Raw genomic sequence first — 25262 nt, forward strand, 5'->3', positions numbered from 1 at the left:
CAATTTAATTGTTGGGGCTTTTTTCTTATGAAGTCTCCTGTTTTTCACTTTCTTGTAAAGTATGAAATCCAGACCAAATACGATTAAATGTAGTGATCCAACATAACGCAGAATAGACATAGGCAATGAGGGAAAAGTGAGTAGGAAATAAGCAGAATAGAACAAAGCAAGCAATGGTCTCTGTTCCCTCCGTTAAACCACTCATGTAGTAGAGGGATTTGTTTTTATATATCGGATTATCAATGTTTCGTTTCCCTGCCATAATAGCAAAAGCTAAAAAGCTACTTCCGGTTCCGATGAAAGAAAAGATAAGCAGTGCACCAGAAATTGCATTCTGCTCAGGGTTTGCCAAGATAAAACCAAAAGGGATGAGTGAGTAAAATAAAAAATCTAAGCTAATATCTAAGAAGCCACCAGAATCAGTAATACCATTAATTCTGGCTAGCGCCCCGTCCAAGCCATCACAAATTCGATTTAATAATATGAGAATTAACGCAATATTATATTCTTGAAAAATCAGAGCAGGAAAAGCTAAGCAGCCTAAAATAAAACCAAACACGGTTGTTTGGTTAGCTGTGATCCCAAATTGATGTAAATGGTTAGCAATCATCGATAATGGTTTTCTGATAATTTTAACACTGAATTTATCAAGCATGCTTACGCTCCGCTGGCCAAACTAATTGTTGGCTGTCTTTAGGTATATCATCAACATCGTGTGTCACAAGCAATGCTGGAATATTTGCTGACGCTAACTGTTCAAAAACCCAATCTCGAAACTGAATTCGCAATGCTTTATCAAGTTTGCTAAAAGGTTCATCTAATAATGCAACTTTAGGCTTGGCTAATAACATACGGACTAAGCTGATCCTAGCTCGTTGACCACCAGAAACTTGATCTGGAAATACAGTCGCTAATTCTTCTAATTGCACGCTTTCTAATGCTTCCATCGCTTCTATTTTTCGTTGTGATCCTTTAATGGAATTAGGCAATGCAAAAGCCAGGTTTTCCCAAATACATAAATGAGGAAATAAAAGATCTTCTTGAAATAATATTCCTACGTTACGTTCATGAGAGGGAAGTTGATGTATAGGTTTTTCATCAATATATATTTTTCCAGTATAGTGAAAATCAGAGCTGAGATGTCCAGCGATGACATTTAGTAAGGTTGATTTACCACAGCCACTAGGTCCCATGACACTGAGTACTTTTCCCTTCTGTATTGATAAAGAACAAGAGGGTAATAAAGTAGAACCATTACGAGTTAGAATGTTGAGATCGATTATTGATAGGCTCATTACTCGTCATTTTTCCTTGTTGTTAAGTTGAGATGAGAGCGGTGTGAATAGACTCGCCCAATAATGAATGCCAAGCTAAAGAATATAAAAGGAAGTAACGCTTGCCATAAGCCATATAACGCAGTGACTCGACGATCAAAGCCACTTGAAAGTGCAACGGCTTCAGTTGTTAAAGTAACCACTCTTCCAGCACCCAGCATTTGAGTCGGTAAATATTGTGCCAAACTTACACTGATCCCAACTGCCCACGCGTACAAAACAGCGGGTAGAAGAAGAGGAAGTTTTATTTTTATCCAACAATACCAAGGGGATTTCCCAAGACTTAGGCCTGTTTGAATTAAGCGTTGATCAAAACTCCGCCATGGTCCATCTAAAGCAAGAAAAATATAGGGAAATGCAAAGAAAACATGTGACCACACTACCCAAAACCAATAAGAGTCACTAGAAAAATAGAGAGCGCTAACTTGAAGGCCAAATAATAAAGAAAGTTGTGGTACTAACATTGGGATTGCGATCAATAGTGAAGGAATATGCCAGCGATATTTAATTTTGAATTCATGTCCTAACAGCGCCAAAGTAAGAGCTAATGTAGCTGAGAGTATCGCTATTACTATGCTGTCAGTGATAATTGGTAGCAGATTTTCCCATTCATGGTTCCAAAAACGAAGTGTAAATTGGGTTGGTAGTAATTCAGGGAATCGCCAGCGTTGTGCAACGCTCCAGAGAACCATCATTGGCAATGATAATGTGATAATACCTGCGATTGTGGTAAATAAACTTAAACCAGGAAGGCGAAATCCCATACGACCAGAGATTTGCCAATGGCGGCAATGCTTGGTGATCCCCCATTCTAAAAATCGATGTATAGCAATAAGTAGAAGGCATAAGAAAAAGAGAATCATTGCCCCTGCGCCAGCTCTTGGTTGTAATTTAATATCAGGATCGGTAAACCATTGCCACACTAAAACTGCAAAAGTTGGAGGATTAGTAGAACCTATAATTAAACTGACGTCGACCACTGAGATGCTATAAGCAATGATAGCAAGTAAAGGAAAACGTGCCTTTCTAAGCCATTGAGGAAAAAGGCATTTCCACCAAATTTGATGGCGTTGGTAGCCAAGGCTTGCAGAAACTACTATCGTTTTGTCTATATTCAGTTGCTGCATAATAGGAATGCTCATTAAAAGAAGAAAGGGAACTTCTTTAATAATCAGTACTAAAATCAGGCCGATACTCCATGAATCATTAATGATAATTGGAAAACCAAATTCTCCTAAGGGAGCAAGCAATCTGGCTAGTATACCTGTTGGAGAAAAGAGAAAAGCAAATCCAATAGCAAAAGCAACATGGGGCATGGCAAGTAATGGCGATAGTAAAGGCTCTATTTTTTTCCAAATAGGCAGTTGCCATGTGCGCTGTAAAATAGAAAAACTAATAACACAAGAAGCAATCGTGCTAATAAAGGCACTAGTTAAGGTTAAAATTATAGAGTGTGATATTCCGCTCCATTCAAATACAGAGGTATAGCCGTTAAAAGAGAAGTCATTTAATCCAATCGGGGGGATATAGCTGAAAGAAGAGCTTATGACTCCGATCAACCCTGGGATGATCGGGAGTATACAAACTATAATAAGAAAGAGATAAAAAAAAGGTAAAACCATAGTCTTATTATTAATGCCCTAATAAAAATTCACATCATGTCTAAAAATAGAAAAGTGATGCATTATGCCATATTGTATTGATAGGCGTGAATGAAATAGGACTAAAAGTAAACTAATTAGTTCATTTTTGGAAGTGTTAATTTTGATAGTGAGATTTGTTTCCAATATCAAAATGCAATGGCATTCTCCATTTTTGGATAGCAAGAAAAAGAAAAACCACTCCACAACTAAGTAAGCATATTAAAGCAATAAGCCAAACTTCGAGAGCTAGCATTACAGTGAGAATACATAGAAGAAAAGGAACAATTTTAAGTCCGAAGACGTTAAAGCAAAATGATTCTTTTAGTGCAATCCCAGAAAAAGTAATGAAGAGAAATCCTAAAGGTAGCCACAGTAATTGACTATTTTCTAAGACAATTAATAGCACTAAGCCCACCCATGTAGGCCAGGTGATCAGCAATCTAATTTTTTTATCATAAACATGTAAGTTAGCCGCACTCATGGCTGAAGCGCTGACAAGACAAAAAAGTGCTAGCTGCATAAAGGAACCATCGATGATAATTAGAGCGATATCATCAGCAATAGCAAGACTGGTCAAAAATAGTGAGATAGAAAAGAGAGTAATACCTAAGCGATAAGTGATAACGCTGATCTTATCTAAAGTATCAAGAGTTTCAATATGTTCGGTATTTGCCATGAAATTAACCTGATTTATATATATATTTTAACTTTAGCATGCTTCATTGAAGTTCGTCTTGTGTAATTTTCGTTAATCACATTTCATTATAATTACGTAGTGATGGTCTATTTTTCTTATTTGTAATCATTTTTGGTTTATATCTTTTCATATAAGTAAAATTTAGTGATTTACATCACATAAATGATGATTTTAAATCTGTGCTATGTATACTCCTTCCCCCAATACAAGCCGTCACATGGAACAGTGAATGACCCCAAGGACTTGGACCAGCTACTGTTAAACAGCTTGTAAAGGGTAAACAATGAACATACTTATTTCTATCGTCACTTCCTCTTGGTGTAGTCAATCTTCACCGATCTCGTCATCTACGATGGCCGCTCCTTTTGTTTCTTCTTTTTATTCTAAAATCGTATAGGCGTAATTATGACTATTTTATTTAGCCTATTAGGCATGTGCGCACTTATTTTTTGTGCATGGATATTTTCCGAGAAGCGTTCAGCGATCAATTGGAAAACTGTCTCTAGAGCCCTTTTATTACAATTCTCTTTTGCCGCTCTGGTACTTTACTTTCCATGGGGGCAAGCTGCATTGGCAGGGTTAAGTAGCGGGGTATCCAGTTTGCTTGGTTTTGCTGATGAAGGGATAGCGTTTCTCTTTGGTGATCTTGCTTCTACTGGTTTTATTTTTGCTATTCGTGTTCTTCCTATTATTATTTTCTTTAGTGCTCTTATTTCCGCGTTATATTATTTAGGCATTATGCAAAAAGTCATCGCTATTCTTGGTGGTGCAATTCAAAAATTCCTCGGTACAAGTAAAGTAGAATCCCTCGTCGCTACTGGTAATATCTTCCTTTCTCAAGGTGAATCCCCTCTTCTTATTCGTCCATTCCTAGCTCAAATGACTCGTTCAGAACTTTTTGCTGTAATGGCGGGTGGTATGGCATCGGTTGCTGGTAGTGTTCTTGGTGGCTATGCAGGTTTAGGTGTAGAGCTAAAGTACCTAATCGCAGCAAGCTTTATGGCTGCACCGGGCAGTTTATTGATGGCAAAGATTCTAGTTCCTGAACAATCAACACCGGTTGACCAGCATGAACTAACCATTGATAAAAGCGAGCAAAGCAATGTGGTGGATGCATTAGCAAGTGGCGCAATGAACGGCATGAAAGTCGCGGTTGCGGTTGGTACTATGCTGATTGCATTTGTCAGTGTGATTGCAATGGTAAACAGCGGACTAGAAATGGTTGGTGACTGGTTTGGTTTTGCAGGAATCACTTTACAGACCGTATTTGGTTATGTATTTGCACCAATCGCTTGGGTTATAGGTGTACCAAAGCATGAAATGATCATGGCTGGTTCTTACATCGGTCAAAAAGTCGTTTTGAATGAGTTTGTTGCATTTATTGATTTTGTTCAGCATAAAGATCAACTATCTGCGTATACACAAGTAATTATCACATTTGCATTGTGTGGCTTTGCTAATATCGGTTCGATAGCGATTCAATTGGGCTCTATTGGTGTAATGGCTCCAGAGCGTCGTGCAGAAGTTGCTAATATGGGTTTTAAAGCGGTACTGGCTGGTACGTTAGCGAACTTGATGAGTGCATGTTTAGCTGGATTGTTCTTTAGTTTATCAATGTAAAATCTAGCTTGAAGTTAAAAGTTAAAGCCCATGCTGTATGAAAATACGCATGGGCTTTTGTCTATTTAACCAATTACAATTTGACCTAAGACATAGCCAACGACACAGGCTGAAACGACACCAATTAAGCCCACTGACATAAATGAATGGTTAAAATACCATTTACCAATCTTAGTTGTACCTGAGCTATCAAAGTTTACCGTAGCAATATCTGATGGGTAATTTGGAATGAAGAAGTAACCATAAACGGCTGGCATTAAACCAATAACTAAAGCCGGTTCTAAGCCAAGGGCTAGGCCTACTGGTAACATCATACGAGCGGTTGCAGCTTGTGAGTTCACCACAACAGAAACAATAAATAGAGATAAAGCAAACGTCCAAGGGTGAAGCGTTACCATATCAACAATACCAGCTTTGAATTGAGGCATAGCGTATTGGAAATAGGTATCTGACATCCAAGCGATACCAAAGATAGCAATTGCTGCAACCATACCTGATTTAAATACCACACCATTAGGAACATCACGAGGATCAGTTTTGGTCGCTAATAAAATAATACCACCAAACGCTAGCATCATCATTTGGATTACCACCGACATCTTGATTGGCTTGTCACCATCAACAATAGTTCGAATTTCAGGGAACATTGCAATTACAACAATCGAAGCAATTGCAGCTAAAAAGATAAGAACTGCATTACGTGCTTTTGTTGGAAGTTCTTCATCTAAAGAGGTTGAGGTTGTGTTTAAGATTTTTTCACGCCAAATAGGATCTTTTAAACGTGCTTGGTAATCTTCATCATCTTCTAACTCTTTGCCGCGACGTAAGCTGTAAAGTGCCAGCATTAACGTACCAAACAAAGTCGAAGGAACCGTTACCATTAAGATCGACATTAAGGTGATTGATGCGTCAATATCTACTAATTGTGCGAGATAATAAACAACCGCAGCAGAAAGTGGTGAAGCGGTAATAGCAATTTGAGAAGCAACAGATGCAGCAGCCATTGGGCGCTCAGGACGGATACCATTCTTTAATGCTACATCACCGATGATAGGCATAATTGAGTACACAGCATGACCTGTACCTAGTAAAAATGTCATTGCATAAGTGACAAATGGCGCAATGATGGTGACCCGTTTTGGGTTCTTTCTTAAAATGCGTTCAGCCACTTGTAACATGTATTTTAAACCACCAGCGGCTTCTAATATAGAGGCGCAAGTCACAACGGCTAAGATGATCAACATTACAGTGACGGGAGGAGAGGTTGGTGGCATTTTGAAGATAAAGACTTCAATGACCAAACCAATTCCAGAAACAACCCCTAACCCTATACCACCAAATCGGGAACCAGTATAGAGAACGAGTAATAAAAAGAGAAATTCAAAGTACAACATAGAACCACCTGCATTAATGCAATTATAATTAAAATCAACTAAGGGCATTAATACCTTATTTATCATATGGTTTAATTGAGCAAGTTCTCATTTAGACTGTTGTTGGTTTTATAAATAGAAGCTTGGTTGATCTGAATTAAATGAAAGGTCATTTTTTATCAAAAAAAGAAAAAATGGGCGCTATCTATCGGATTGTACTGGTTATTATATGATGGGGTTTGGGTATTAACTCGGTGCTAATACCCAAAGAAGACTAGTCTCGTGTGAAGTTTTGCTCTGAAAAGTGGTCAAGATCGTACGGTGTTTGTTGGTAAACACAATAATTGAGCCAGTTAGAAAACAGTAAATGACCGTGACTGCGCCACGTCGCTTTTGGCGGGATCTCAGGGTTATCGTCTGGATAATAATTCAGAGGAATAACAGGTTCCATTCCCTCGCCGAGGTCACGAACGTACTCATTATGCAGAGTAAATGAATCGTATTCTGGGTGTCCGGTGACAAATACGTTTCGTTTATCTTTGGTTGATGCTAAATACACACCTGCCTGATCAGAAGTGGCAAGAATATCGAGATCTGTGTGCTCATTTAGATAATCAGCTGAAAAGTCAGCGTAACGAGAGTGAGGTGCTAAAAACTGATCATCAAAGCCACGTAAAATAGGGTGGTGTTGGTCAAGGTTATTATGCTGATATACGCCAGATAATTTTTCTTTACGTGTACGTTTAGGTAAATCATACAATAACTTTAAGCCAGCTTGGGCTGCCCAACACACATACAAACTTGAAGTCACATGGTCTTTTGCCCAGGTCATAATTGTTTGTAGGTGATCCCAGTAGATTACATCTTCAAATTGCACTAAACCCAGCGGTGCGCCTGTAATTATCAGCCCATCAAAATTGCGATCTTTGATGCCTTCAAATTGGCGATAAAAGGTATCTAAATGCTCAGTTGGTGTATTTTTACTGGTTCGATTATCAATGCGTAATAGCTCTACATCCACTTGTAATGGACTATTCGAAAGTAAACGTAAAAATTGTGTTTCAGTTTCAATTTTCTTTGGCATCAAGTTTAAAATGATGACTTTTAGAGGACGAATGGCTTGTGTGGTGGCGCGAGACTCTTGCATGATAAAGATATTTTCTTCACGTAATACTTCAGCAGCAGGGAGTTGGTCTGGTATTTTTATCGGCACAACTTATCCTTAAGTTATTTTAATTTGTAGCATTCTATACGTCTATACCCCTAAACTACCTTATTATTTATCGAGTGTCGAGATAGGGTCATGCTCATTTTTTATATTTTTATCATTACAATATTAGTAGTGGCTAATTTGTGTTAAGCTAAATAAGCATTGACTAATTAATGGTTCGTACGTACTCTTATTAATATGTTTAAAAAACAAACTAATGAGTAATGATGATGACAATTCCATGGAGCTCTTTATTTGGCGGAATACTGTTAGGTGTATCAGCGACTTTATTGCTTTTACTTAACGGTAAAATTGCCGGGATCAGTGGAGTACTGACTGGGTTAATGGCACCGAAAAAACGAGACTACGCATGGAGATGGCTGTTCGTGCTTAGTATGATCGCGGGTGGTGCTATTGGTGTGTATTTCTTAGGCGCTGAAGTGCCAAAAGAGTATGAAACTACAACCAGTATGCTTATTGTTGCTGGACTATTGGTTGGTATTGGTACTCGTTTAGGTAATGGCTGTACGAGTGGTCATGGGATTTGTGGTATTGGACGCTTATCGGTTCGCTCAATGGTGGCAACCGCAGTGTTTATGCTTGTTGCTGCAATAACCGTATTTGTTCGATTACATATACTTTAATAAGGGATGGTTATGAATAATGTATTTTTTCGTCTAGTGTCTCTTATCTCTGGTCTTCTATTTGGTCTAGGCATGGCGATATCAGGCATGGCTGATCCTGAAAAAGTTATTGGTTTTTTAGATGTTACTGGTCACTGGGACCCAAGCTTAATGTTTGTAATGGGAGGGGCACTATTAGTCTTTATGCCTGCCTATTTCTTATTAATTAAACCAAAAACAAAACCACTTAACGCTGAACAATTTTGTTTGTCTAGTAACAAACAAATTGATACGAAATTGCTATCAGGAGCAGCTATCTTTGGTTTAGGTTGGGGGATTGCAGGTATTTGCCCTGGACCCGCAGTATCAAGTATCGGGCTTGGTAATAGTGGTTTGGTTTATTTTTTAATTGCCATGATGATAGGGCTAGGAAGTACTCATTTCATTCTTAATAAAAATACGTAATATCAAACTTGCATCAGAGAGGAGCTAATAACATTATTGGCTCCTTTACGTCTATTCTGAGTTCGAGCCGTTATTCTTTATTCATAGCAATAACGCTCTTCTTCTTTTTCACTATTATATTCAACCAATTCCCATTCAAAATGCGCTTTATCATAAAAATAAATGCGTCGACCATACTTCTCTTGTGCGATATCTCCATTTTGTTCGTAACCTAAAGAAAGCAGTTTATTTTGAATGCTATCTAAATTCTCAACGATCATTCCAATATGGTTAATTGCAATATTTTGGTATGGCTTACGATTGTCGATAGAGGTCATTGAATCGTGTGGCTCTTGCAAGGCAAAGTAGCAAGTATCGTTGCCGATATGTACCCAACGTTGTTTTCCTTTAGGGGTTTGATCTGCTTTTATTCGAAAGTCAGGTGCTGCATTTAAAAGAAAAGCGATAGCTGCATCAATGTTTGGTACGGTGAGATTAGCATGTTCAAATTGTGTCATAGTGACTCCTGTCATTGATTAATCTTGCTTAGTTGGATACAGCTTAAAACCTCAACTTAACTTTAGGTCAATAACTAAATTAATTTTCCTTATCATTTATTTTGATTTGTACCAATGTAACTAATTAGATGATCTATTTATTACGCAGGAAAATCACTTAAGAGTAAGGCGAAAATTCTTATAAGTAGTTATTCTACAGCAATAATTTTTAACGCAACTATTGAGATATTTAACCAGTAATAATGACCAGATAATTAATGGAGTTGGTATTAAACATTATGTTTTGTCTGAATTATAGATAAAAAAAAGCCCGTAGTACTTAGGCTACGGGCTTTGCTTATTTATGAGATAAGAGAGTTATTATGCTTTCTTTTTCTTTGGGTGCCATGCACCATCTAGGTTATCTAGCTCAGGGAACTTAGTACGATCAAACTCTGGAGTTTTTCCCGCTTTAAGTTGAGTTTCGTAATCTTTAATGATCTTGATTGCCAGTTTAGAAAGCAATACTAGAGCAACGATGTTGATTAATGCCATCATCCCCATAGATGCATCAGCTAAGTTCCATACCACCGGTAGAGAAGCTACAGAGCCAAACATAACCATTGCTAGTACACATAGACGGAAACCAAATAAACCCTTCTTAGAATTACCATTCAAGAACATTACGTTTGTTTCAGCGTAGCTGTAGTTTGCAATGATAGACGTAAAACAGAACAGAAGAATAGCTAGAGCCATAAAGTAGCTTGTCCAACCGCCTAATTCATTGGTTAGTGCTTGTTGAAGAAGGCCAATGCCTGTTGCTGCATCTGGTTGATCCATTACGCCTGAAAGCATAATCATCGCCGCAGAAGCTGTACAGATAACTAGCGTATCAACAAAAACACCTAGCATTTGCACAAAACCTTGTGATGCAGGGTGGTTAGGGTTTGGTGTAGCACTTGCTGCGATGTTTGCAGCAGAACCCATGCCCGCTTCATTCGAGAATAAACCACGAGCGATACCAGATTGCATTGCTTGAGCGATAGTATAAGCAACACCACCAGCCGCCGCTTCTTGCCAACCGAACGCACTCTTAACGATAAGCGCTAATACTGCAGGAACTTCAGTAATATTCATCAATACAACAATTAGTGCAATCGCAAGGTAACCAATAGCCATAACAGGAACGATTTTTGAAGATGCGCTAGCAACACGACGTAAACCACCCATGATAAAGAAGCCTGAAACAGCAACAATGATGATACCCATGATAGTTTTATCAAAACCAAATGAATGATTAAGTGCATCAGTAATCGTGTTTGCTTGAACGGCGTTGAATACTAGACCAAAAGCGATGATTAGGAAGATAGAGAAAAGAGTCCCCATCCAGCGTTGACCAAGACCTTTCTCCATGTAGTAAGCAGGGCCGCCGCGGTATTGACCGTCAACGTCTTTCACTTTGTATACTTGAGCTAGTGTTGATTCAATAAATGCTGTAGCCATACCAAATAGAGCAATTACCCACATCCAGAAGATAGCACCAGGGCCACCAACAGTTAATGCTACTGCCACACCTGCCATGTTACCCGTTCCCACGCGAGCAGCCATAGAGGTGCAAAATACTTGATAAGAACTGATACCGCTGTCGATCTCTTGACCGTTGCGTAAAATTTTAATTGAGTGACCAAGTTGGCGAAGTTGAATGAAGCCAAGACGTACAGTGAAGTACACACCAACACCAACAAGAAGATAAACGAGAACTTGTCCCCAAAGAAGCCCATTAATTGCGCCAATAACGGACATTAAAGCTTCGTTTATTGACTCAACTAGAGTTAAATCTGTGTTTGTCATGAAATTTCCTTATTAATAATCGTCAATTTATTTTTCTTAAAAAATGAATTTCAAACGTTCAATCTTTAAGAAATATAAGTAACTTTGTTATAAAGTTGTATAAAATATCGTTTGCTAAGGATTTGCGGCGATTAATATAGTTCAGTAGGCTTTGCATAGTCAATAATAATGAAACAATATGCCATACTTTTTTTACGTATGGTTAAAAATTTTTACAAAATAATGTTTTTATTTTTATGTGTTTTATGCTCTTTTGGAAAGTTTCTTATTTTTAGCTAGACCCGCTTTTATTATAAAAAATAAACCTGCTTTTGGGTTTATGGTATCTATCTATTTTATAAAGTTGTATCTAAGTACTTAACTCTAAGTATGCAGATATAACTTAATGATAGTTAATTCTTTTTTATCAATATGCCGTGGGCTCTAAAATTGAAATTTCTTATTCTATTACCAATATTTAATTGATAATTTTATCGTTATCTTTCCATTCCTAGACTGTCACCTTTATTTGAATATTTTAGATAAGTTGACCTTCGAAGAGTTAGCGTAACTGGTGATAAATTACAGTTTTTCTTCTCAAATAAATGTTTTTAACATGCATAGAAAAATTTCTCATTTAATACTCTTTTGTGATTATCTAGGTATTGAAACGGATATTTATGGTGTACATGCTTAAAAATTTGGCAGTTGAACAGTGAAAGTACTAAAACAAAATTAAGCCCTAGGGTTTCTAAGTATTATCGTTTAATTTAGGGTGCTGAAGCTCTTACTCTATATTTTAATTATTGGTGATGTTATGAAATGTATTTTGTCCATTCAATCTCATGTGGTGTTTGGTTGTGCAGGCAACAGTGCTGCGGTCTTCCCGATGCGTAGGATGGGAATGGAAGTATGGCCAATTAACACGGTACAGTTTTCAAATCACACGCAATATCAACAAGGCTGGAAAGGTATGGCTATGCCTGCTGGCCACATTTCAGAATTGGTTGATGGTTTATCAGCAATTGAAGCGACTCAAGTTTGTGATGCGGTATTAAGTGGTTACTTAGGATCAGCAGCGCAAGGTCAAGAGATTATTACTGCTGTTCAAAAAATCAAACGAGACAATCCAAACGCGATTTATTTCTGCGATCCTGTGATGGGACACCCTGAAAAAGGGTGTATCGTTGCGCCAGAAGTGGAAATGTTTTTTAAAGAATCAGCACTAGCCTCAGCAGATATTGTTGCACCTAATTTATTAGAGTTAGAAAGTTTATCTGGTATGGTGATCAATACATTAGACCAAGTGATCGCAGCAAATAAGCAACTGATTGATAAAGGTGTAAAGATGGTAGTGGTGAAACACTTAAGTCGTGCGGGAGTTCAAAAAGATCGTTTTGAGATGCTATTAACCACTAAAGAAGGTAGTTATCACATATCTCGTCCTTTATATGACTTTGATGCAAAGCGCCAGCCTGTAGGGGCCGGAGATTTAATTAGTGGAGTGATGCTTGCCAATTTAATGGCAGGATATGTGCCAGTAGAGGCATTCGAGCGTACTAATGCCGCGGTTGATTCTGTTATGCAAGAGACTTTCAATCGTGGAGCTTATGAGTTACAGATCATCGCATCACAAGAGCAGTTCAATGCACCTGATATAATAGTAAAAGCAGAGAAAGTAGCCTAATTAAAAGGGCACTAAATAGAGATAGTGAGATTATTGCTGAGCAATGTCATTTAAGAATTCAAGTCGCTTTTTCTCTTGCTCAGACATTTGATAAGGCTCGTCATTGAGGCTTGAAATATCAAAATTTAGAACAGAAAGAACGGCATCTTTACTGGTGCCGTAACGTGTCTTTTCTCCTGGGAAGTCAGACATTCTTTCGATTGTTATATTCCGTAACTCTAGATCCCCTTGTTGGTTTTTAAGAACAGATTGATGTGCTTTTAATTCAAAAACCACCTTTCCTTGAGTAATCTCTTTCTTATTATTTAATGATGCAATCGGCTTTCCATCAACATGGTATAAATTTGCTCGAATACGATAATTCCCCGCTTCTTTTACTTCTAAATTGAGAGGGAAAATCATATCACTGCCTACAGAGTAAGTAGCGTCTAAAGAGTTAACATAAGCTACAGGATTAGAAAATTGAATATCTGTAGTCAGGATATCTACGCCATCGATAAATGAAACCGTTGCTTTAATTCTTATTTCTTGAGGCCACTCTTTTTTGGGCGTGAATTCTGTTATTAATTCTTGAGAATATCGGGATAAAAGAGGCTCACGTGTATTTGGATCAAATAATTCGTATTCAATATGGTCAATACCTAGGTCTGAATTTAAAGTTACGACGATAGGTTCCGGGTAATCAAAACGGTATTTTTTTAATGATAAAGAAGCAGTATGAGAGCCATCTAAAATAGGAATATCGACCACGCTAAAATGGTTTGGTTCTAAGTAATTAATATCATTAGAAAGCAGTGGCGTCGAGTAAGATGGGAATGCTACATCATTTGCATAACTTTTAGATAAAAGAGCAAACTGTTGAGTCAATTCTTGAGGTAGTTCATGGCGAGATTGCGTTTGAGTATCTTCTATTAGTGTTGAGTTTGTCTTATTTTTTTTACTCTTTACTGGCTGTGCTGAAGTTATTTCGTCAAGAGGTTTTTTTTGCTCTAACGTGTAGGCTGAAACGATAGCGGGTGGTGGAGTATTGTCTCGCATTATCCAATGAAAAGTGGCTGCTGCAACCATCAGCAGCACGCCAATAAATAAAAAGTGTTTGTTCATTATAGTAATTCACTAACCAATTCAGACATGGTTTCATTATCTGATTTATCAACATAACGGTAAGTACTACCATTTAACCAATAAGTTGAGTCTGTTGTGTTTACTTGGATGACAGTACCATCAAGCAATGTTTTTTGTTGGTTTACTGCTGTCACTTTCCCTTGATGACTCGTTCCGATTAAACCACTATGGCTATAGTCATCTCCCATAAGTAGAGGATAATGATAAGGCATAAAACTGGTTACTGCTTGTGATTGAGGCTCTATTTTTCCATCAAAAGAAATAGATGCAGAGCAACTTGTAAATTCACCAGATTGACTTGAACCACATGATGAGTGGCTTGCTACTACACCGTCGTCTTTACCAGGAAGAAAACCACTGGTAGAGCCGAAGTAATCACTGCCTTTACCTACAAAACGAATACGAGGAATACGATTGTCGGGTAGAGGTGCTAATTGTCGAGCATTAGCTACTTTTAAATCATTTAAGACACCAGTGTTTTGAGGACTAGGAACCTCACCAAGCCATTTTGTCATAGCGTATTTTAAAGGTGCATTTAAATACCCATTGCCTTCTGAAATGTTAATCGCAAGATCACCTAATTCAGAACCACCGCCAGCACCTGCAAAATCAAATGTCGCAATAATATTTAGTGGTGTTAGCCCTGCATTTTTTAACCAGTTTTCCTGATTGTCTAATAGATAACGAGCGACTAAATCCCCCGTTGAGTGAGTAACTAAAATACACCCATTTTGACAAGTATTACTTTTAGATAGAGCTTTGAGTTTTGGCCAAACGTAATCGGTTGAAATTTTTCCTGCAACTCTTTCTTGTGATGGCCAATCAATTCGTTCGTCAGCTTTTGATAGCCAAAAATCTTGCCAATAGTTTTTACCATCAGCAATTACTTCATCGTGCATTGGCTGAGTTTGTAATTGACCCGCTTGAAAACCGTGGATCAAAATAATGGGATGTTCTCCTAATGCCGCCAGACTAGGAATAGGCGATATAGCAGTGGTTAACAGCAATAAACGAGAAAGAAATTTCATAAAACCTAGCCTTTTGAGAGTAATTATCTTTCTAGAGTATAAGCTCGTTAAATATTTATCAAATGAATAATTTGATCTTATTTCCATTTGAATAAGAATATTTTAAATTTTTATTTTTGAAATTGAAGAGTGGGTGTAACCACATTCAAACTCTGCAACTTTTACTTACAGTCCTTGGTGGTATCTTATTGGACTTTTCGCTAAAGTCTCGCCGTCTTAATTTTGCTCGCATATGAACCCTCATATTAAGATTAACCTTATCATTAGATATTTAGTCTAATTGATATAATCAGTGTTTCGAACAAGGAACTCATCATGAACTCACTCATACAGGAACCCCCAAGTTGGAGGTTTAACTCTTTTTCTACATGATGATCTGAGGGCGATATGTTTTCAGATCTGGAGACATATTATGGAATTCGTACAACAAAAAACGCACATAGAACAAATTGAAACCACAGCTAGCCTGCATAAAGATACCGGTGTTGATAACCTTGGTATTAGCATTAAACATGCCTCGATAGGAATGCTATATAAGAAGCGTGTATTTTGGCTCGTTTTATTAGTCTTCGGTAATATCTTCTCAGGGGCGGGAATTGCGTATTTTGAAGATATTATAACGTCTTATGTCGCGCTTGTTTTTTTCTTACCTTTATTAATTGATAGCGGTGGTAACGCAGGATCTCAATCCGCAACCTTAATGGTTCGAGCGTTAGCCACTGGTGATGTAAAGCCCAATGATTGGGGTAAAATGCTAGGCAGAGAAGTATTTGTCGCGCTCGGTTTAGGATTAAGTATGGCGGCTGCGGTTTATCTTCTTGGCTTCTTTCGTGGCGGCTATGAGATTGCGATGGTAGTGGGGCTCAGTATGATCGTTATTGTCCTGATTGGTAGCTTAATTGGCATCATACTTCCGTTTGGTTTACATAAACTCAATGTAGATCCTGCTTCTGCTAGTGCACCAATGATCACTTCTATTGCTGATATTTCTGGCGTCTTAATTTATTTTGCTATTGCCTCTGCGTTGCTTGATATAGGGTGATGTCTCAGTCTCTATAAGATAACCCCAACCTCTCAGGGGGTGGGGGTTGACCTTTATTAAGTTTGAGGGCAAATAGCGACCCTATTTCGACCATTACTTTTAGCTTGGTATAGAGCCTTGTCTGCCCGATCTACACATTCTTCCCAACTTTCAAATGAAGAAAGTTGAGCTACGCCAAAACTGGAGGTTAGTGAGAGTTCGCTGCTACCATCTATAGTTATTTTAGATATCGATTGACGTAATTCATTCGCCATTTCCTTTGCTTTTTCTGCATGGCTATCAGGTAATAAAATCATAATCTCATCTCCCCCAAAACGAAAAGCAGAGTCAGAAGAATTAAGTGAATTTTTGATTGATTCTGCGACCATTTTTATCACACGATCACCGATAATATGCCCATGCTGATCGTTGATTAATTTAAACTTATCAATATCTGTCATGATGATGCTGATTGGGGTTGTTTTTACTTCCTGCATCATATTAGGAACCATTTTTTCTAAGGCTCGGCGGTTTTTAAGAGTAGTTAGTGAATCATGATAAGAAAGAATATGGATAGAGTTCAGTAGCCGCGCATTAATCATCCAAAGCATAATAAAGCTCATTGAAACAATAAGAACAATACTAAATAAGAAAGTGAGTTGGTGAATTAAACCTGCGGTCATAAAGTTAGTTAGTTCAAGTGACGGCAGTACGACAATGATCCGAAAAATCATAAACCCGCCATAGATAGCAAAGGATAAGGCCATCATTCGAGTCGCTAATACAAGATCATCATTCTTGCCTTTGAGCACAACAATGGCGGTACTTAGAGTGACAAAGACCATATATAGGCTGATGATGATGATTCGGTATTTTATGGAAGGGATATAATAGGTAAAGTAAATTAAACTGATTAAAGTGACGAACATCATTAAGGAACTAAAGTGAGTGTATTGTAGTGAGTGCTTTCTAAACAGAGATAAACTATATAGAGACAGATGGAAGCCAAACGCAATTAACATATTAGCGCCAACAATACTTAACCAGTCAGGAATGTCTCCCCTTAAACTTAGCATTAGTGGCCCAGTACCAATAACGAATATTGACATTGCAAATGTTGAAAGCCCTCGAATGGTCTGTTGAGTGAATTGAAAAAGCAGCAGGCCAATGCAGTAGATTAGGGAAAATAAAATAATAATAAAATTAAGGGTTCTTATATCGAGTGAAAAACCATCCATGATTTTTTCTATCTCCTTGTGTTTATTTGAATAATATTGACCTAGAACGTAAAAGTTCAGTCAATATGGATACATTTATCACTATACAGGTATCATTTTGCTAATGGCAAAAAGTTTAGATAATTGCGACGAAGTAGGTTATTTATAGCGAGCTATCCTATTTTAACTTTATGTATTAAAAGCGTTTTTATATGAAATGAAACTGGATGGATATCGTGTGGTTATTCGGCGGGATTAATACGAAAACAAACGATTACTATATATGAGGATCCTGATTTTTAATCAAAGATTTGGGTTACGATAAATGGGGCAGCTGCTAATATGCAGTCACTATTGTTATTGGCTAACGTCGCTTGAGTTATTGAATTTAAGAGTAATTAAAATGAATACAGAACAAAAATCGTTTGTTTCTCAGCAAGTAATTGAAGATGCCTGTGAATGGGCAATTATGCACGGTGTGGCATTTCGACAAGCAGATAATACGGCACGGCACTGTCCATTTAGTATTGCACCAATGACCATTGAGCGTGAGGTTTATCAGTACTTATTAACCGTGACGCCATTAATCACGAAGCTTATTAATAACGTGTCTGAAGATCATGATTTTCTGCAAGCGTCATTGGGTCATATGGCCAAAGCGGATCCTTTTTTCGGTCGCTTAATGTCACTACACAGTACGCTACATAATGATGTGAATAACTACACCGCCGCTCGTAAACCCTTATTATTAATGCGTACTGATTTCATGGATGATCGAAACCATGGTGCGAAAGTAATTGAATTTAATGGGATTGCGGCAGGCATGGGGCCTTTTGGTCAACGTGCTACTGAGTTTCATTTATTTATGAAAAACCAATGGCCGGATACCTATAATCAATGGATTGAAGATCCATCAGCCACTTCTGCTGATAATCATGGTTTAGAGCAATTGGCCTATGGCATTGCGATTGCTGCAAGAGCGGTTAATTCGGATTTTAATGATCAAAGTAAACCTACATTTTTGATGGTGGTTCAAAAGAACGAAGATAACGTATACGACCAACATTTGCTTGAAGTTGAGCTGCAAAAACAAGGTGTACGCACGGTAAGACGTACGTTTGAACAACTCAGCACTCAGCTGTCTAGTGGTGAAAATAAACGTCTGTTATTAGATAATGTTGGAGCTATTGATGTGGTGTATCTGCGTGCGGGTTATCAATATGAGGACTATTTCTCACCAGAACTTAATGAGTCAGAATGTTGCCATACGTTAAGCCAAACCCGATTGCTTATTGAGCAGAATCATGTCGCGGTGAATGCAACCATCAGTCAGCAATTAGCGACCAGTAAAACAATGCAAATGCGATTAACCATGATGCCAGAAGCGGAATATTCGCGCTGGGGATTAACCCTCGAAGAGGCGACATTGGTAAAAAGTGTCTTAGCTGATATGAAGCCTGTTAATAACGAAACTATCATATGGTTTAACTCAGAAGCAAAGCAAGAAGAGTGGGTGTTAAAAAATCAAGGTGAAGGTGGTGGTCATTGTGTCTTTGGGCAGGACATCAGTGCGAAATTAAGCCAATTGATGTCAGAGGAATATGATGCATGGGCGTTAATGCAACGTTTATATCCACACGAACGTGAAACGCCAACCATTGCGGTTCGTGATGGAGAACAGACAATCGTGAATGATTTAGTCAGTGAAATTGGCTTGTTTACGGTCTATTACAATGGAAATCCAGTAACAGAATTTGAAGGGTATGCCGGATATTTAATTCGCAGTAAGCCTGCAAGTGAGAATGAAGGAGGGATCCACAGTGGAAAAGGGATCCTTGATTCACTGGTGCTAATTGATTAATAAGCATAGGTGAATATAAAGCCCAATATCAATGGTGTTGGGCTTTCTTCTGATTACCATACTACTAACACATCCAGATAAACTGGCTGCTGTTATTCCCCTAACTTTCACAAATGTTTTTTATGTGCGGTAGTACAAAAATTAAGTGGGTAGTAAAGGGCGAGTGTATTTTAAAAATGTATTTTGAGGGTAGTTGTTAAGGGAGGGATCTTTTGATTTGTAAGGTATCTGACACAAAAAAGCCCAACCTCTTTCGAAGTTGGGCTTTTCCAAACGTTTGGTGGAGCTGGGGGGATTTGAACCCCCGTCCGAAAATCGTTCACCGTTGGCGCTACATGTTTAGTCGATCTTTAATTTCACCGTAAAACTGCGAACCGACACGCTATCTTATGGCTAACCTGAATTATAATTCGAACTTCATCTCTCAGGTGGGAGAATCCATTCTAGTTCGTTTGGGTTTGATCCCCTGTTATTCCCCGTCTTACAAACGGAAGCTAGGGCAGGAGAGCTCTGAGCAGGTTATTAAGCTGCTAGTGCGTAGTTTTCGTCGTTTGCGACTATTTTTTTGCGGCTTTTTACGTGGCCAACCGCCCCACGACATGCTCCTCGGGTTTCAAAATTCCCGTCGAATCCTGAATCAGCCCCAAAGTTGTTACCAGATGATATTAACAGAAAAACAGCGTCTGTCTAGCTAGTATCAGTCTAACTGGTTGAAATTAACGCAAACTACTCTTCATAATTCGTGCTTTATCTCGGTTCCAGTCTTTTTCTTTTGAATCTGTACGTTTATCGTGCAGTTTTTTACCTTTAGCTACGCCAACTTTGATCTTTGCCCAAGAGCGAACCCAATACATTGTTGTTGCTACTAGTGTCATACCTTCACGGTTTACACGGCCAATAAGGTTATCAATTTCTTTACGGCTCATCAGTAATTTACGAATACGTGTTGGATTCGCAATAACATGAGTAGACGCTGCTTGTAGTGGGGTAATATTCATACCACTAATAAAAATTTCACCATCGCGAACATAAACGTAGCTTTCCGCGATATTCACTTTACCAGAACGAAGAGATTTAACTTCCCAGCCTTGGAGTTCAACCCCAGCTTCGATTTCATCTTCAATGAAATATTCCGTGGCGAGCTTGCTTGTTCATAGCAATGGTATTACTGCCCGCTTTATCTTTAGATTTTTTCTTTGCCATAATGCCCACATTATACGTTATTAGTTGAGAGTAGGGGAAGTAGTTTGGCTCTTAACATCAAGATGGTATGATGCCTACCTCTATAATGTAAAGGATAATTTATGCCTCAGGTTAGCCGATCTGCATTAGTGCCGTTTAGCGCAAAGCAGATGTACGATTTAGTCAATGATGTTGCATCATACCCTCAGTTTTTACCAGGGTGCTCAGGTTCTAAGATTATTGAACAGAGCGATGGGGCGATGATTGCGTCTGTGGATGTAGCTAAAGCAGGCATAAAAAAAACATTTACGACCAAAAATAATTTGGTTGATTCTAAAATTATTGGTATGAATTTAGTGGATGGGCCTTTTAAATCGTTAACTGGCGGCTGGCATTTTATGGAACTAGATGAAACTGCGTGTAAAGTAGAATTAAAATTAGAGTTTGAATTTACGAATGCGTTAGTTGCTATGGCATTTGGTAAAGTATTTCAAGAGCTTACTAATAATATGGTGAATTCATTCACTAAAAGAGCGAAACAGGTTTATGTTAACGATTAATGAGATGATCCACGTTGAAGTGGTATATGCCTTACCGACAGAGCAGGTTGTTTTCAAACTTGCTGTTAAAGCTGAACAGACAGTACAAGAGATTATTCAGCAATCTGGTGTGTTAGAGCGATACCCTGATATCGATTTAAATGTAAATAAAGTTGGCGTATTTAGTCGTAATATAAAATTGGATGCCACTATTCGAGATAAAGATCGTATTGAAATTTATCGTCCTTTACTTGCAGACCCAAAAGAAATTAGACGAAAAAGAGCAGAGCAAGCGAAGAAAGAAGCGGCGAAAAAGTAGATTTATCTTATTTTATTATAGATGCCTATCAATATTTTATTGGTGGGCATTTTTTATGAATATACATTTATCTTATAAATGGATTATAGATAACATTGTTTCATTATTGGGGTTTTATTTGCGATTTAAGTCACAGTTATAACTATTTTATTTGTTGGTGGTTATTGTAAGTTATTGTTTTTGATCGGTTTTATTTTTGTGATGTTAGTTCGTTAAATTTATTGGTTTTATTTATTATTGAGGCTCTTTAGTTAGGCTTCCTTTGTTAACGCTCACTGAGCGATATTTATTTTTCTATAATAAAAAAGCAAAGGTTTACGATGAAATTAAAAAAGATCAGTCTTCTTGCAGCTTTAATTGGTAGTGCGCTATCAGTTAATAGTTATGCTACTTTGATAACCCCTCTTGAAACACTCAGTTTTCTATCTCAAAGTGAACAGCAAAACAGTTTAACTGGCAGCTTACAAGGTATGGTGAAGTTTGCTCAAACTCACACCATTGATCCTGTTGGAAATTTTGAGCAGGAAATGCCACGCTTAATCAGTAATCGACGTACCCTAATTATGTTTATGCCATCTGAGGAACAAAAGAATATATCTTCTGTTTTACTTATTGCTCGTAATTCTAATGGTGAAATTTTAGGAAAATTAAATCTTTCAGAACCTAAACTATTACCAAAAGCTGATAAGGCAGCAAAACCAACGGCTGAATTACCTGATGTTACTTATTCTAAAAATGCATGGAGTGCATCTATGCCATGGAGTTGGTTAGAGCCTGGTTTACAGTTAAGTTTTGTTGATCAATTAGGTAATGAAGGACATTTAACTACCATTGATATTGGTGGTGAAAATGAAATCATGATTCAAAATATTCGTTTGGGAATGCTAACACCACCAAGAGAAGAGCATCGATTTGAGAAAGAGCCGAAGTTAGTTGCGGATTACTTTCAAAAAGTCCCTGTATCTAAAATTATTGTGGGTAATTATTCCCCGATGTTTTTTGAGAAGATTGTTCTTTCTGATGGGACTATTTATACCGACACAAGTGCTGTTGAGGGTGGGGTATATAGCGGTGATATGCGTGAAAATATAGGGAAAAATCTAATATCAATGGGTATTGATAATGCCAATTTTGGTATTACGTCAAGTGATGGATTTGCGCACTGGCAACCACAGTATTTTAATCAATATGTAGTACATGTAGGTCGTGGTAAATACACCAATGGTATTATTGACCATGGTTTAAGTGGTGGTAATGGAATGGCAACATTACATAATTCAGTAGGTAATGAATTTAGCCATGAATTAGGTCATGCATTTGGAATGGGGCACTACCCTGGTGGTGGTATGTGGTCAACTCAAAATGAAAATACAGGATGGGGTTGGGATGCTTTTAATGCGCGTTTTATTGCAAACTTCTTCTGGACTCGTACTGGGAATGCATCAGTTCAGGGCTATGAGACCCCTCCATTTGCAGGTATTTATAGATTTAATACAGATACCATGGCTAGTGGCAGTGCAAGCTCACCGTTATCTCAATATACGCTACATACAGGTTATACGCAGAAACGAGTTCAACAACGATTTGAAAAAACAGGCCGCATTAGTGAATCATCATCAACAGGTTATATGATCTGGGATGAAGACCAGAAAAAAATGGTTGAGATGCAAGATAAGAAGCGTCTAAAACCGGCTGAGTTTGGTGTTCCTGTTACTACGCTCGTTGGCTTCTACGATCCTAAAGGCGAAAATAATACTTATATTTATCCTGCATTAAATGGCAGCTTTGGGTATGTATATAATTTTGGCGAAGTAAAAGGAGGCCAGTGCTGGGTTGATGTTACTTATAAAAATGGAGATGTACAGCGTGTCGGCGTAGATGGCCTAACCTTGCGTGATGGTCACATGAATAAGTTTCACTTCAATGTAGCGACTGAACGTAATCCTGTGTCAGCTACGATTAGTTGTCCTGAGCAAGATACAATGGCTAATTATGAGTCATGGCGTACAGAGCAACTTGGTACAAATGACTTTAAAGAATGGTCGTATAGCCGCCAGGGAGATATTGGAGATATTTATCGTACTGGTGATGGACAGCGTTATTTTGAGTTAACGAAAAATGGATATTGGTATTTTCCTAGCGGTAATGGTTCAAATGCAAATTGGAAATTTAGAGGTTATGAAGCCGATTTTAAAGCAGAATACACTCAATTAATTGAAGAGATGCCATACGATGCTTTTGGCATTAAAGAACTTGATTCAAGTGTAATCTCTAAACCTGAGGTTGAACCTTATGAGGCAGTGATAATTGGTGAAGAGTTTGCTTATCAACAAGTGAAATCAAGCGTAACGATTTATCAACATGGTAATTATCAAGGTAAAACAGAAGTTATAGAGCAAGATACTGCGCAATTATTACTGGATAATAATGCAAGTTCTATCAAGCTTGGTAATGAAACGATTGCGATAACTTATGAAGGTAAAGACTTTACAGGTATTAGTCGTTTATTCCGAGATGATATGTCATTTATGACAGGATCAAATGATACAGCAACTAGTATTAAAATTATTGATACACGTGAACCTTATGCGTGTGTATATCAAGCACCTAATTTCCAAGGTGGAGAGATGTGTTTTACCGATAAGTTAGAGCAACTTCCTTTTGAAGGCGATGTTCGATCGGTAAGAGTCTTTAATGGCGCGATGATTGATCTATTATCAGGGAAATATATTACAGGAGATAAGCTTACTATTAGTGAGGATCGTGCTGAATTAAGTGAGTTTGATGATATCGGTTCAAGTGCTCGTATGACACCATTAGCTTGTGTTTATCCTCATGGTGATTTTGGAGGTACACCTCAGTGTTATAGTGAGAGTGTATCTCAGCTTTCACCTAATAATGGTTTAAGTTCGATTAAACTTTATAACGGTGCAGAAGTTCGACTATTTGATAAGTCTAATTTTGGAGAAGGATTAAGTGTACTGGTTAACGAAAGTGCTGGTTGGATTGATAACTTTAATGATAAAGCATCGAGCTTGAAGTTTACTGAGGAACTACCATCAGAAGTTATTGATGGTGAAATAATAGTTCCTGCAGATCCGATTGAACCAGAATTACCTACTAATCCACCGGTAGATAATAGTGAACGTGCTATGTGGAAGGTAAGCTTGAAAGATGGTCAATCGGCAATTACAAGTAGTTGGATTACCGATGGATACCGTCAAAATCTGTATTTCTTATCACTAAGTACTACTATTTATGGTGTTAAGAGCCCGATAACGAATGGGGAAGAAGGTTATTCATTAGTACGTGCGTATGCAATGTCTTCTACATCAAATCGCCCAACATCAATTAAGTTTAGAGCACAGAAGGTAACAGAATTAGGTAATTACCAAATGAATGATACTTTAGGTGGTGATAAAGAAGCGAAGTTGAAGCTCTCTTTCTATAAAAGTGATAATCCGGGGATAAAATCAGGAAAGTACTTTATTGAAATGGTGGTTAATGCACGCGATCCTCAAAATTCGGGACATAATATTCCTCGTTACGTGAAGTTAAATGTAACTTTGTAATACTTTATAACGAGTAAAAATAAAAAACCGGATATCGTTCAACGATATCCGGTTTTTTGTGTTTTAACTTCTTAAAAGAAAACTAGATTTTCTCAAAGAAATTGTCACTCATTGGAAATACACCATCAAGACTGGTTAAATTACCATTATCATCAAAGTGAACAACTAAGTCCTTTTGAATTGAGTCATTATGCCCTTTTGTGAAATTATAAATATAATACCAAGTATTTGGGTATCCTGACTCAACAAGCATTGGTGAGCCCATAACAAACTGTACTTGTTTTTTTGTCATGCCAAATCGCAGTTTATCGACGGCTTCCTGTTCGACGTAGTTACCTTGGGCTATATCGATTCGATATACCAATGGCTCTAATAGCGAGCAACCACCCAAAAGCCCTACAGCAAGGGGTAGAGCAATGATCCATTTTTTGAATTGCATA

21 protein-coding genes, 1 other RNA gene and 1 pseudogene are annotated in these 25262 nt (G+C 37.8%); 9 read left to right on the forward strand and 14 right to left on the reverse strand.

The window, feature by feature from the left end:
• Positions 1-25: 25 nt before the first annotated feature.
• The 4 genes from ACU5DF_RS21700 to ACU5DF_RS21715 form a co-directional block, all read right to left on the reverse strand.
• A complete protein-coding gene (locus tag ACU5DF_RS21700; protein WP_446714138.1) occupies positions 26-655 on the reverse strand; it encodes a CDP-alcohol phosphatidyltransferase family protein in 630 nt (209 codons plus the stop codon).
• On the reverse strand, positions 648-1295 hold the full coding sequence (locus ACU5DF_RS21705; RefSeq protein ID WP_446714139.1) for an ATP-binding cassette domain-containing protein: 648 nt from the start codon (positions 1293-1295) through the stop codon (positions 648-650). The genes ACU5DF_RS21700 and ACU5DF_RS21705 overlap by 8 nt, the downstream gene beginning before the upstream one ends.
• Complete coding sequence (locus ACU5DF_RS21710; protein ID WP_446714140.1) at positions 1295-2956, reverse strand: ABC transporter permease; 1662 nt, start codon at positions 2954-2956, stop codon at positions 1295-1297. The genes ACU5DF_RS21705 and ACU5DF_RS21710 overlap by 1 nt, the downstream gene beginning before the upstream one ends.
• 136 nt (positions 2957-3092) lie before the next feature.
• A complete protein-coding gene (locus ACU5DF_RS21715; protein ID WP_446714141.1) occupies positions 3093-3653 on the reverse strand; it encodes a DUF2301 domain-containing membrane protein in 561 nt (186 codons plus the stop codon).
• A gap of 426 nt (positions 3654-4079) precedes the next feature.
• Between ACU5DF_RS21715 and ACU5DF_RS21720 the strand changes: the two genes are divergently transcribed.
• On the forward strand, positions 4080-5294 hold the full coding sequence (locus tag ACU5DF_RS21720) for a NupC/NupG family nucleoside CNT transporter (RefSeq protein WP_446714142.1): 1215 nt from the start codon (positions 4080-4082) through the stop codon (positions 5292-5294).
• Positions 5295-5359: 65 nt separating this feature from the next.
• Here ACU5DF_RS21720 and ACU5DF_RS21725 read toward each other — a convergent pair whose 3' ends face one another.
• Positions 5360-6688, reverse strand: coding sequence for an anaerobic C4-dicarboxylate transporter (locus tag ACU5DF_RS21725; RefSeq protein WP_446714143.1), 1329 nt, complete (start codon positions 6686-6688; stop codon positions 5360-5362).
• 253 nt (positions 6689-6941) lie between these two features.
• Positions 6942-7880: a homoserine O-succinyltransferase MetA gene (gene metA, locus ACU5DF_RS21730; protein ID WP_446714144.1), complete on the reverse strand. Its 939-nt coding sequence runs from the start codon at positions 7878-7880 to the stop codon at positions 6942-6944.
• A 221-nt stretch (positions 7881-8101) separates the two neighbouring features.
• On the opposite strand from metA, the gene ACU5DF_RS21735 reads away from it, so the two are divergent.
• Both ACU5DF_RS21735 and ACU5DF_RS21740 read left to right on the forward strand, forming a co-directional pair.
• The gene (locus tag ACU5DF_RS21735) at positions 8102-8521 is read left to right on the forward strand and encodes a YeeE/YedE family protein (RefSeq protein WP_446714145.1); all 420 of its coding nucleotides are present in this window, start codon (positions 8102-8104) and stop codon (positions 8519-8521) included.
• Positions 8522-8533: 12 nt separating this feature from the next.
• On the forward strand, positions 8534-8965 hold the full coding sequence (locus tag ACU5DF_RS21740) for a DUF6691 family protein (RefSeq protein ID WP_446714146.1): 432 nt from the start codon (positions 8534-8536) through the stop codon (positions 8963-8965).
• A 77-nt stretch (positions 8966-9042) separates the two neighbouring features.
• Here ACU5DF_RS21740 and ACU5DF_RS21745 read toward each other — a convergent pair whose 3' ends face one another.
• Both ACU5DF_RS21745 and ACU5DF_RS21750 read right to left on the reverse strand, forming a co-directional pair.
• The gene (locus ACU5DF_RS21745; RefSeq protein WP_446714147.1) at positions 9043-9462 is read right to left on the reverse strand and encodes a VOC family protein; all 420 of its coding nucleotides are present in this window, start codon (positions 9460-9462) and stop codon (positions 9043-9045) included.
• A gap of 360 nt (positions 9463-9822) precedes the next feature.
• The gene (locus ACU5DF_RS21750; protein WP_045102781.1) at positions 9823-11292 is read right to left on the reverse strand and encodes an alanine/glycine:cation symporter family protein; all 1470 of its coding nucleotides are present in this window, start codon (positions 11290-11292) and stop codon (positions 9823-9825) included.
• Positions 11293-12088: 796 nt separating this feature from the next.
• On the opposite strand from ACU5DF_RS21750, the gene pdxY reads away from it, so the two are divergent.
• Positions 12089-12958, forward strand: a complete 870-nt coding sequence (gene pdxY / locus ACU5DF_RS21755) for a pyridoxal kinase PdxY (protein ID WP_446714148.1) — start codon at positions 12089-12091, stop codon at positions 12956-12958.
• Between the two features lie 30 nt (positions 12959-12988).
• On the opposite strand, the gene ACU5DF_RS21760 is transcribed toward pdxY, so the two are convergent.
• Together ACU5DF_RS21760 and ACU5DF_RS21765 are read right to left on the reverse strand one after the other, a co-directional pair.
• Positions 12989-14062, reverse strand: a complete 1074-nt coding sequence (locus ACU5DF_RS21760) for a hypothetical protein (protein WP_446714149.1) — start codon at positions 14060-14062, stop codon at positions 12989-12991.
• Positions 14062-15111, reverse strand: a complete 1050-nt coding sequence (locus ACU5DF_RS21765; protein WP_446714150.1) for a hypothetical protein — start codon at positions 15109-15111, stop codon at positions 14062-14064. The genes ACU5DF_RS21760 and ACU5DF_RS21765 overlap by 1 nt, the downstream gene beginning before the upstream one ends.
• 412 nt (positions 15112-15523) lie before the next feature.
• On the opposite strand from ACU5DF_RS21765, the gene ACU5DF_RS21770 reads away from it, so the two are divergent.
• Positions 15524-16153 (forward strand): magnesium transporter, encoded by a 630-nt coding sequence (locus ACU5DF_RS21770; RefSeq protein WP_080889815.1) that lies wholly within the window; start codon positions 15524-15526, stop codon positions 16151-16153.
• Between the two features lie 56 nt (positions 16154-16209).
• Here ACU5DF_RS21770 and ACU5DF_RS21775 read toward each other — a convergent pair whose 3' ends face one another.
• A complete protein-coding gene (locus ACU5DF_RS21775; RefSeq protein ID WP_446714151.1) occupies positions 16210-17370 on the reverse strand; it encodes a GGDEF domain-containing protein in 1161 nt (386 codons plus the stop codon).
• 382 nt (positions 17371-17752) lie between these two features.
• Here ACU5DF_RS21775 and ACU5DF_RS21780 point away from each other — a divergent pair, with 382 nt between their 5' ends.
• Positions 17753-19210, forward strand: a complete 1458-nt coding sequence (locus ACU5DF_RS21780) for a glutathione synthase (RefSeq protein WP_446714152.1) — start codon at positions 17753-17755, stop codon at positions 19208-19210.
• A gap of 278 nt (positions 19211-19488) precedes the next feature.
• Here the strand turns inward: ACU5DF_RS21780 and ssrA are convergent.
• Positions 19489-19855, reverse strand: a transfer-messenger RNA (tmRNA) gene (gene ssrA / locus ACU5DF_RS21785).
• 71 nt (positions 19856-19926) lie between these two features.
• Positions 19927-20413 (reverse strand): annotated as a pseudogene (smpB, locus tag ACU5DF_RS21790) (SsrA-binding protein SmpB).
• A 101-nt stretch (positions 20414-20514) separates the two neighbouring features.
• On the opposite strand from smpB, the gene ACU5DF_RS21795 reads away from it, so the two are divergent.
• The 3 genes from ACU5DF_RS21795 to ACU5DF_RS21805 all read left to right on the forward strand — a co-directional run bounded on the left by ACU5DF_RS21795 (position 20515) and on the right by ACU5DF_RS21805 (position 24822).
• Positions 20515-20952 carry an SRPBCC family protein gene (locus ACU5DF_RS21795; RefSeq protein ID WP_045102766.1) on the forward strand — a complete coding sequence of 146 codons (438 nt, stop codon included), beginning with the start codon at positions 20515-20517 and terminating at the stop codon, positions 20950-20952.
• Complete coding sequence (locus ACU5DF_RS21800) at positions 20939-21250, forward strand: RnfH family protein (protein ID WP_446714153.1); 312 nt, start codon at positions 20939-20941, stop codon at positions 21248-21250. Before ACU5DF_RS21795 ends, ACU5DF_RS21800 begins: the two co-directional genes overlap by 14 nt.
• 320 nt (positions 21251-21570) lie before the next feature.
• Positions 21571-24822, forward strand: coding sequence for a M66 family metalloprotease (locus tag ACU5DF_RS21805; RefSeq protein WP_446714154.1), 3252 nt, complete (start codon positions 21571-21573; stop codon positions 24820-24822).
• An 82-nt stretch (positions 24823-24904) separates the two neighbouring features.
• Here the strand turns inward: ACU5DF_RS21805 and bamE are convergent, their stop codons facing one another.
• Entirely contained in the window at positions 24905-25261 is a 357-nt protein-coding gene (gene bamE / locus ACU5DF_RS21810) for an outer membrane protein assembly factor BamE (RefSeq protein ID WP_446714155.1), read from the reverse strand.
• Position 25262: the final 1 nt, after the last annotated feature.

Source organism: Aliivibrio wodanis, assembly GCF_052920805.1.

Excerpts from the sequence above, each read along its gene's own strand:
- ACU5DF_RS21700 (WP_446714138.1), bottom strand. The coding sequence starts at position 655 with ATGCTTGATAAATTCAGTGTTAAAATTATCAGAAAACCATTATCGATG.
- ACU5DF_RS21705 (WP_446714139.1), bottom strand. The coding sequence starts at position 1,295 with ATGAGCCTATCAATAATCGATCTCAACATTCTAACTCGTAATGGTTCT.
- ACU5DF_RS21710 (WP_446714140.1), bottom strand. The coding sequence starts at position 2,956 with ATGGTTTTACCTTTTTTTTATCTCTTTCTTATTATAGTTTGTATACTC.
- ACU5DF_RS21715 (WP_446714141.1), bottom strand. The coding sequence starts at position 3,653 with ATGGCAAATACCGAACATATTGAAACTCTTGATACTTTAGATAAGATC.
- ACU5DF_RS21720 (WP_446714142.1), top strand. The coding sequence starts at position 4,080 with ATGACTATTTTATTTAGCCTATTAGGCATGTGCGCACTTATTTTTTGT.
- ACU5DF_RS21725 (WP_446714143.1), bottom strand. The coding sequence starts at position 6,688 with ATGTTGTACTTTGAATTTCTCTTTTTATTACTCGTTCTCTATACTGGT.
- ACU5DF_RS21735 (WP_446714145.1), top strand. The coding sequence starts at position 8,102 with ATGATGATGACAATTCCATGGAGCTCTTTATTTGGCGGAATACTGTTA.
- ACU5DF_RS21740 (WP_446714146.1), top strand. The coding sequence starts at position 8,534 with ATGAATAATGTATTTTTTCGTCTAGTGTCTCTTATCTCTGGTCTTCTA.
- ACU5DF_RS21745 (WP_446714147.1), bottom strand. The coding sequence starts at position 9,462 with ATGACACAATTTGAACATGCTAATCTCACCGTACCAAACATTGATGCA.
- ACU5DF_RS21750 (WP_045102781.1), bottom strand. The coding sequence starts at position 11,292 with ATGACAAACACAGATTTAACTCTAGTTGAGTCAATAAACGAAGCTTTA.
- pdxY (WP_446714148.1), top strand. The coding sequence starts at position 12,089 with ATGAAATGTATTTTGTCCATTCAATCTCATGTGGTGTTTGGTTGTGCA.
- ACU5DF_RS21760 (WP_446714149.1), bottom strand. The coding sequence starts at position 14,062 with ATGAACAAACACTTTTTATTTATTGGCGTGCTGCTGATGGTTGCAGCA.
- ACU5DF_RS21765 (WP_446714150.1), bottom strand. The coding sequence starts at position 15,111 with ATGAAATTTCTTTCTCGTTTATTGCTGTTAACCACTGCTATATCGCCT.
- ACU5DF_RS21770 (WP_080889815.1), top strand. The coding sequence starts at position 15,524 with ATGGAATTCGTACAACAAAAAACGCACATAGAACAAATTGAAACCACA.
- ACU5DF_RS21775 (WP_446714151.1), bottom strand. The coding sequence starts at position 17,370 with ATGGATGGTTTTTCACTCGATATAAGAACCCTTAATTTTATTATTATT.
- ACU5DF_RS21780 (WP_446714152.1), top strand. The coding sequence starts at position 17,753 with ATGAATACAGAACAAAAATCGTTTGTTTCTCAGCAAGTAATTGAAGAT.
- ACU5DF_RS21795 (WP_045102766.1), top strand. The coding sequence starts at position 20,515 with ATGCCTCAGGTTAGCCGATCTGCATTAGTGCCGTTTAGCGCAAAGCAG.
- ACU5DF_RS21800 (WP_446714153.1), top strand. The coding sequence starts at position 20,939 with ATGTTAACGATTAATGAGATGATCCACGTTGAAGTGGTATATGCCTTA.
- ACU5DF_RS21805 (WP_446714154.1), top strand. The coding sequence starts at position 21,571 with ATGAAATTAAAAAAGATCAGTCTTCTTGCAGCTTTAATTGGTAGTGCG.
- bamE (WP_446714155.1), bottom strand. The coding sequence starts at position 25,261 with ATGCAATTCAAAAAATGGATCATTGCTCTACCCCTTGCTGTAGGGCTT.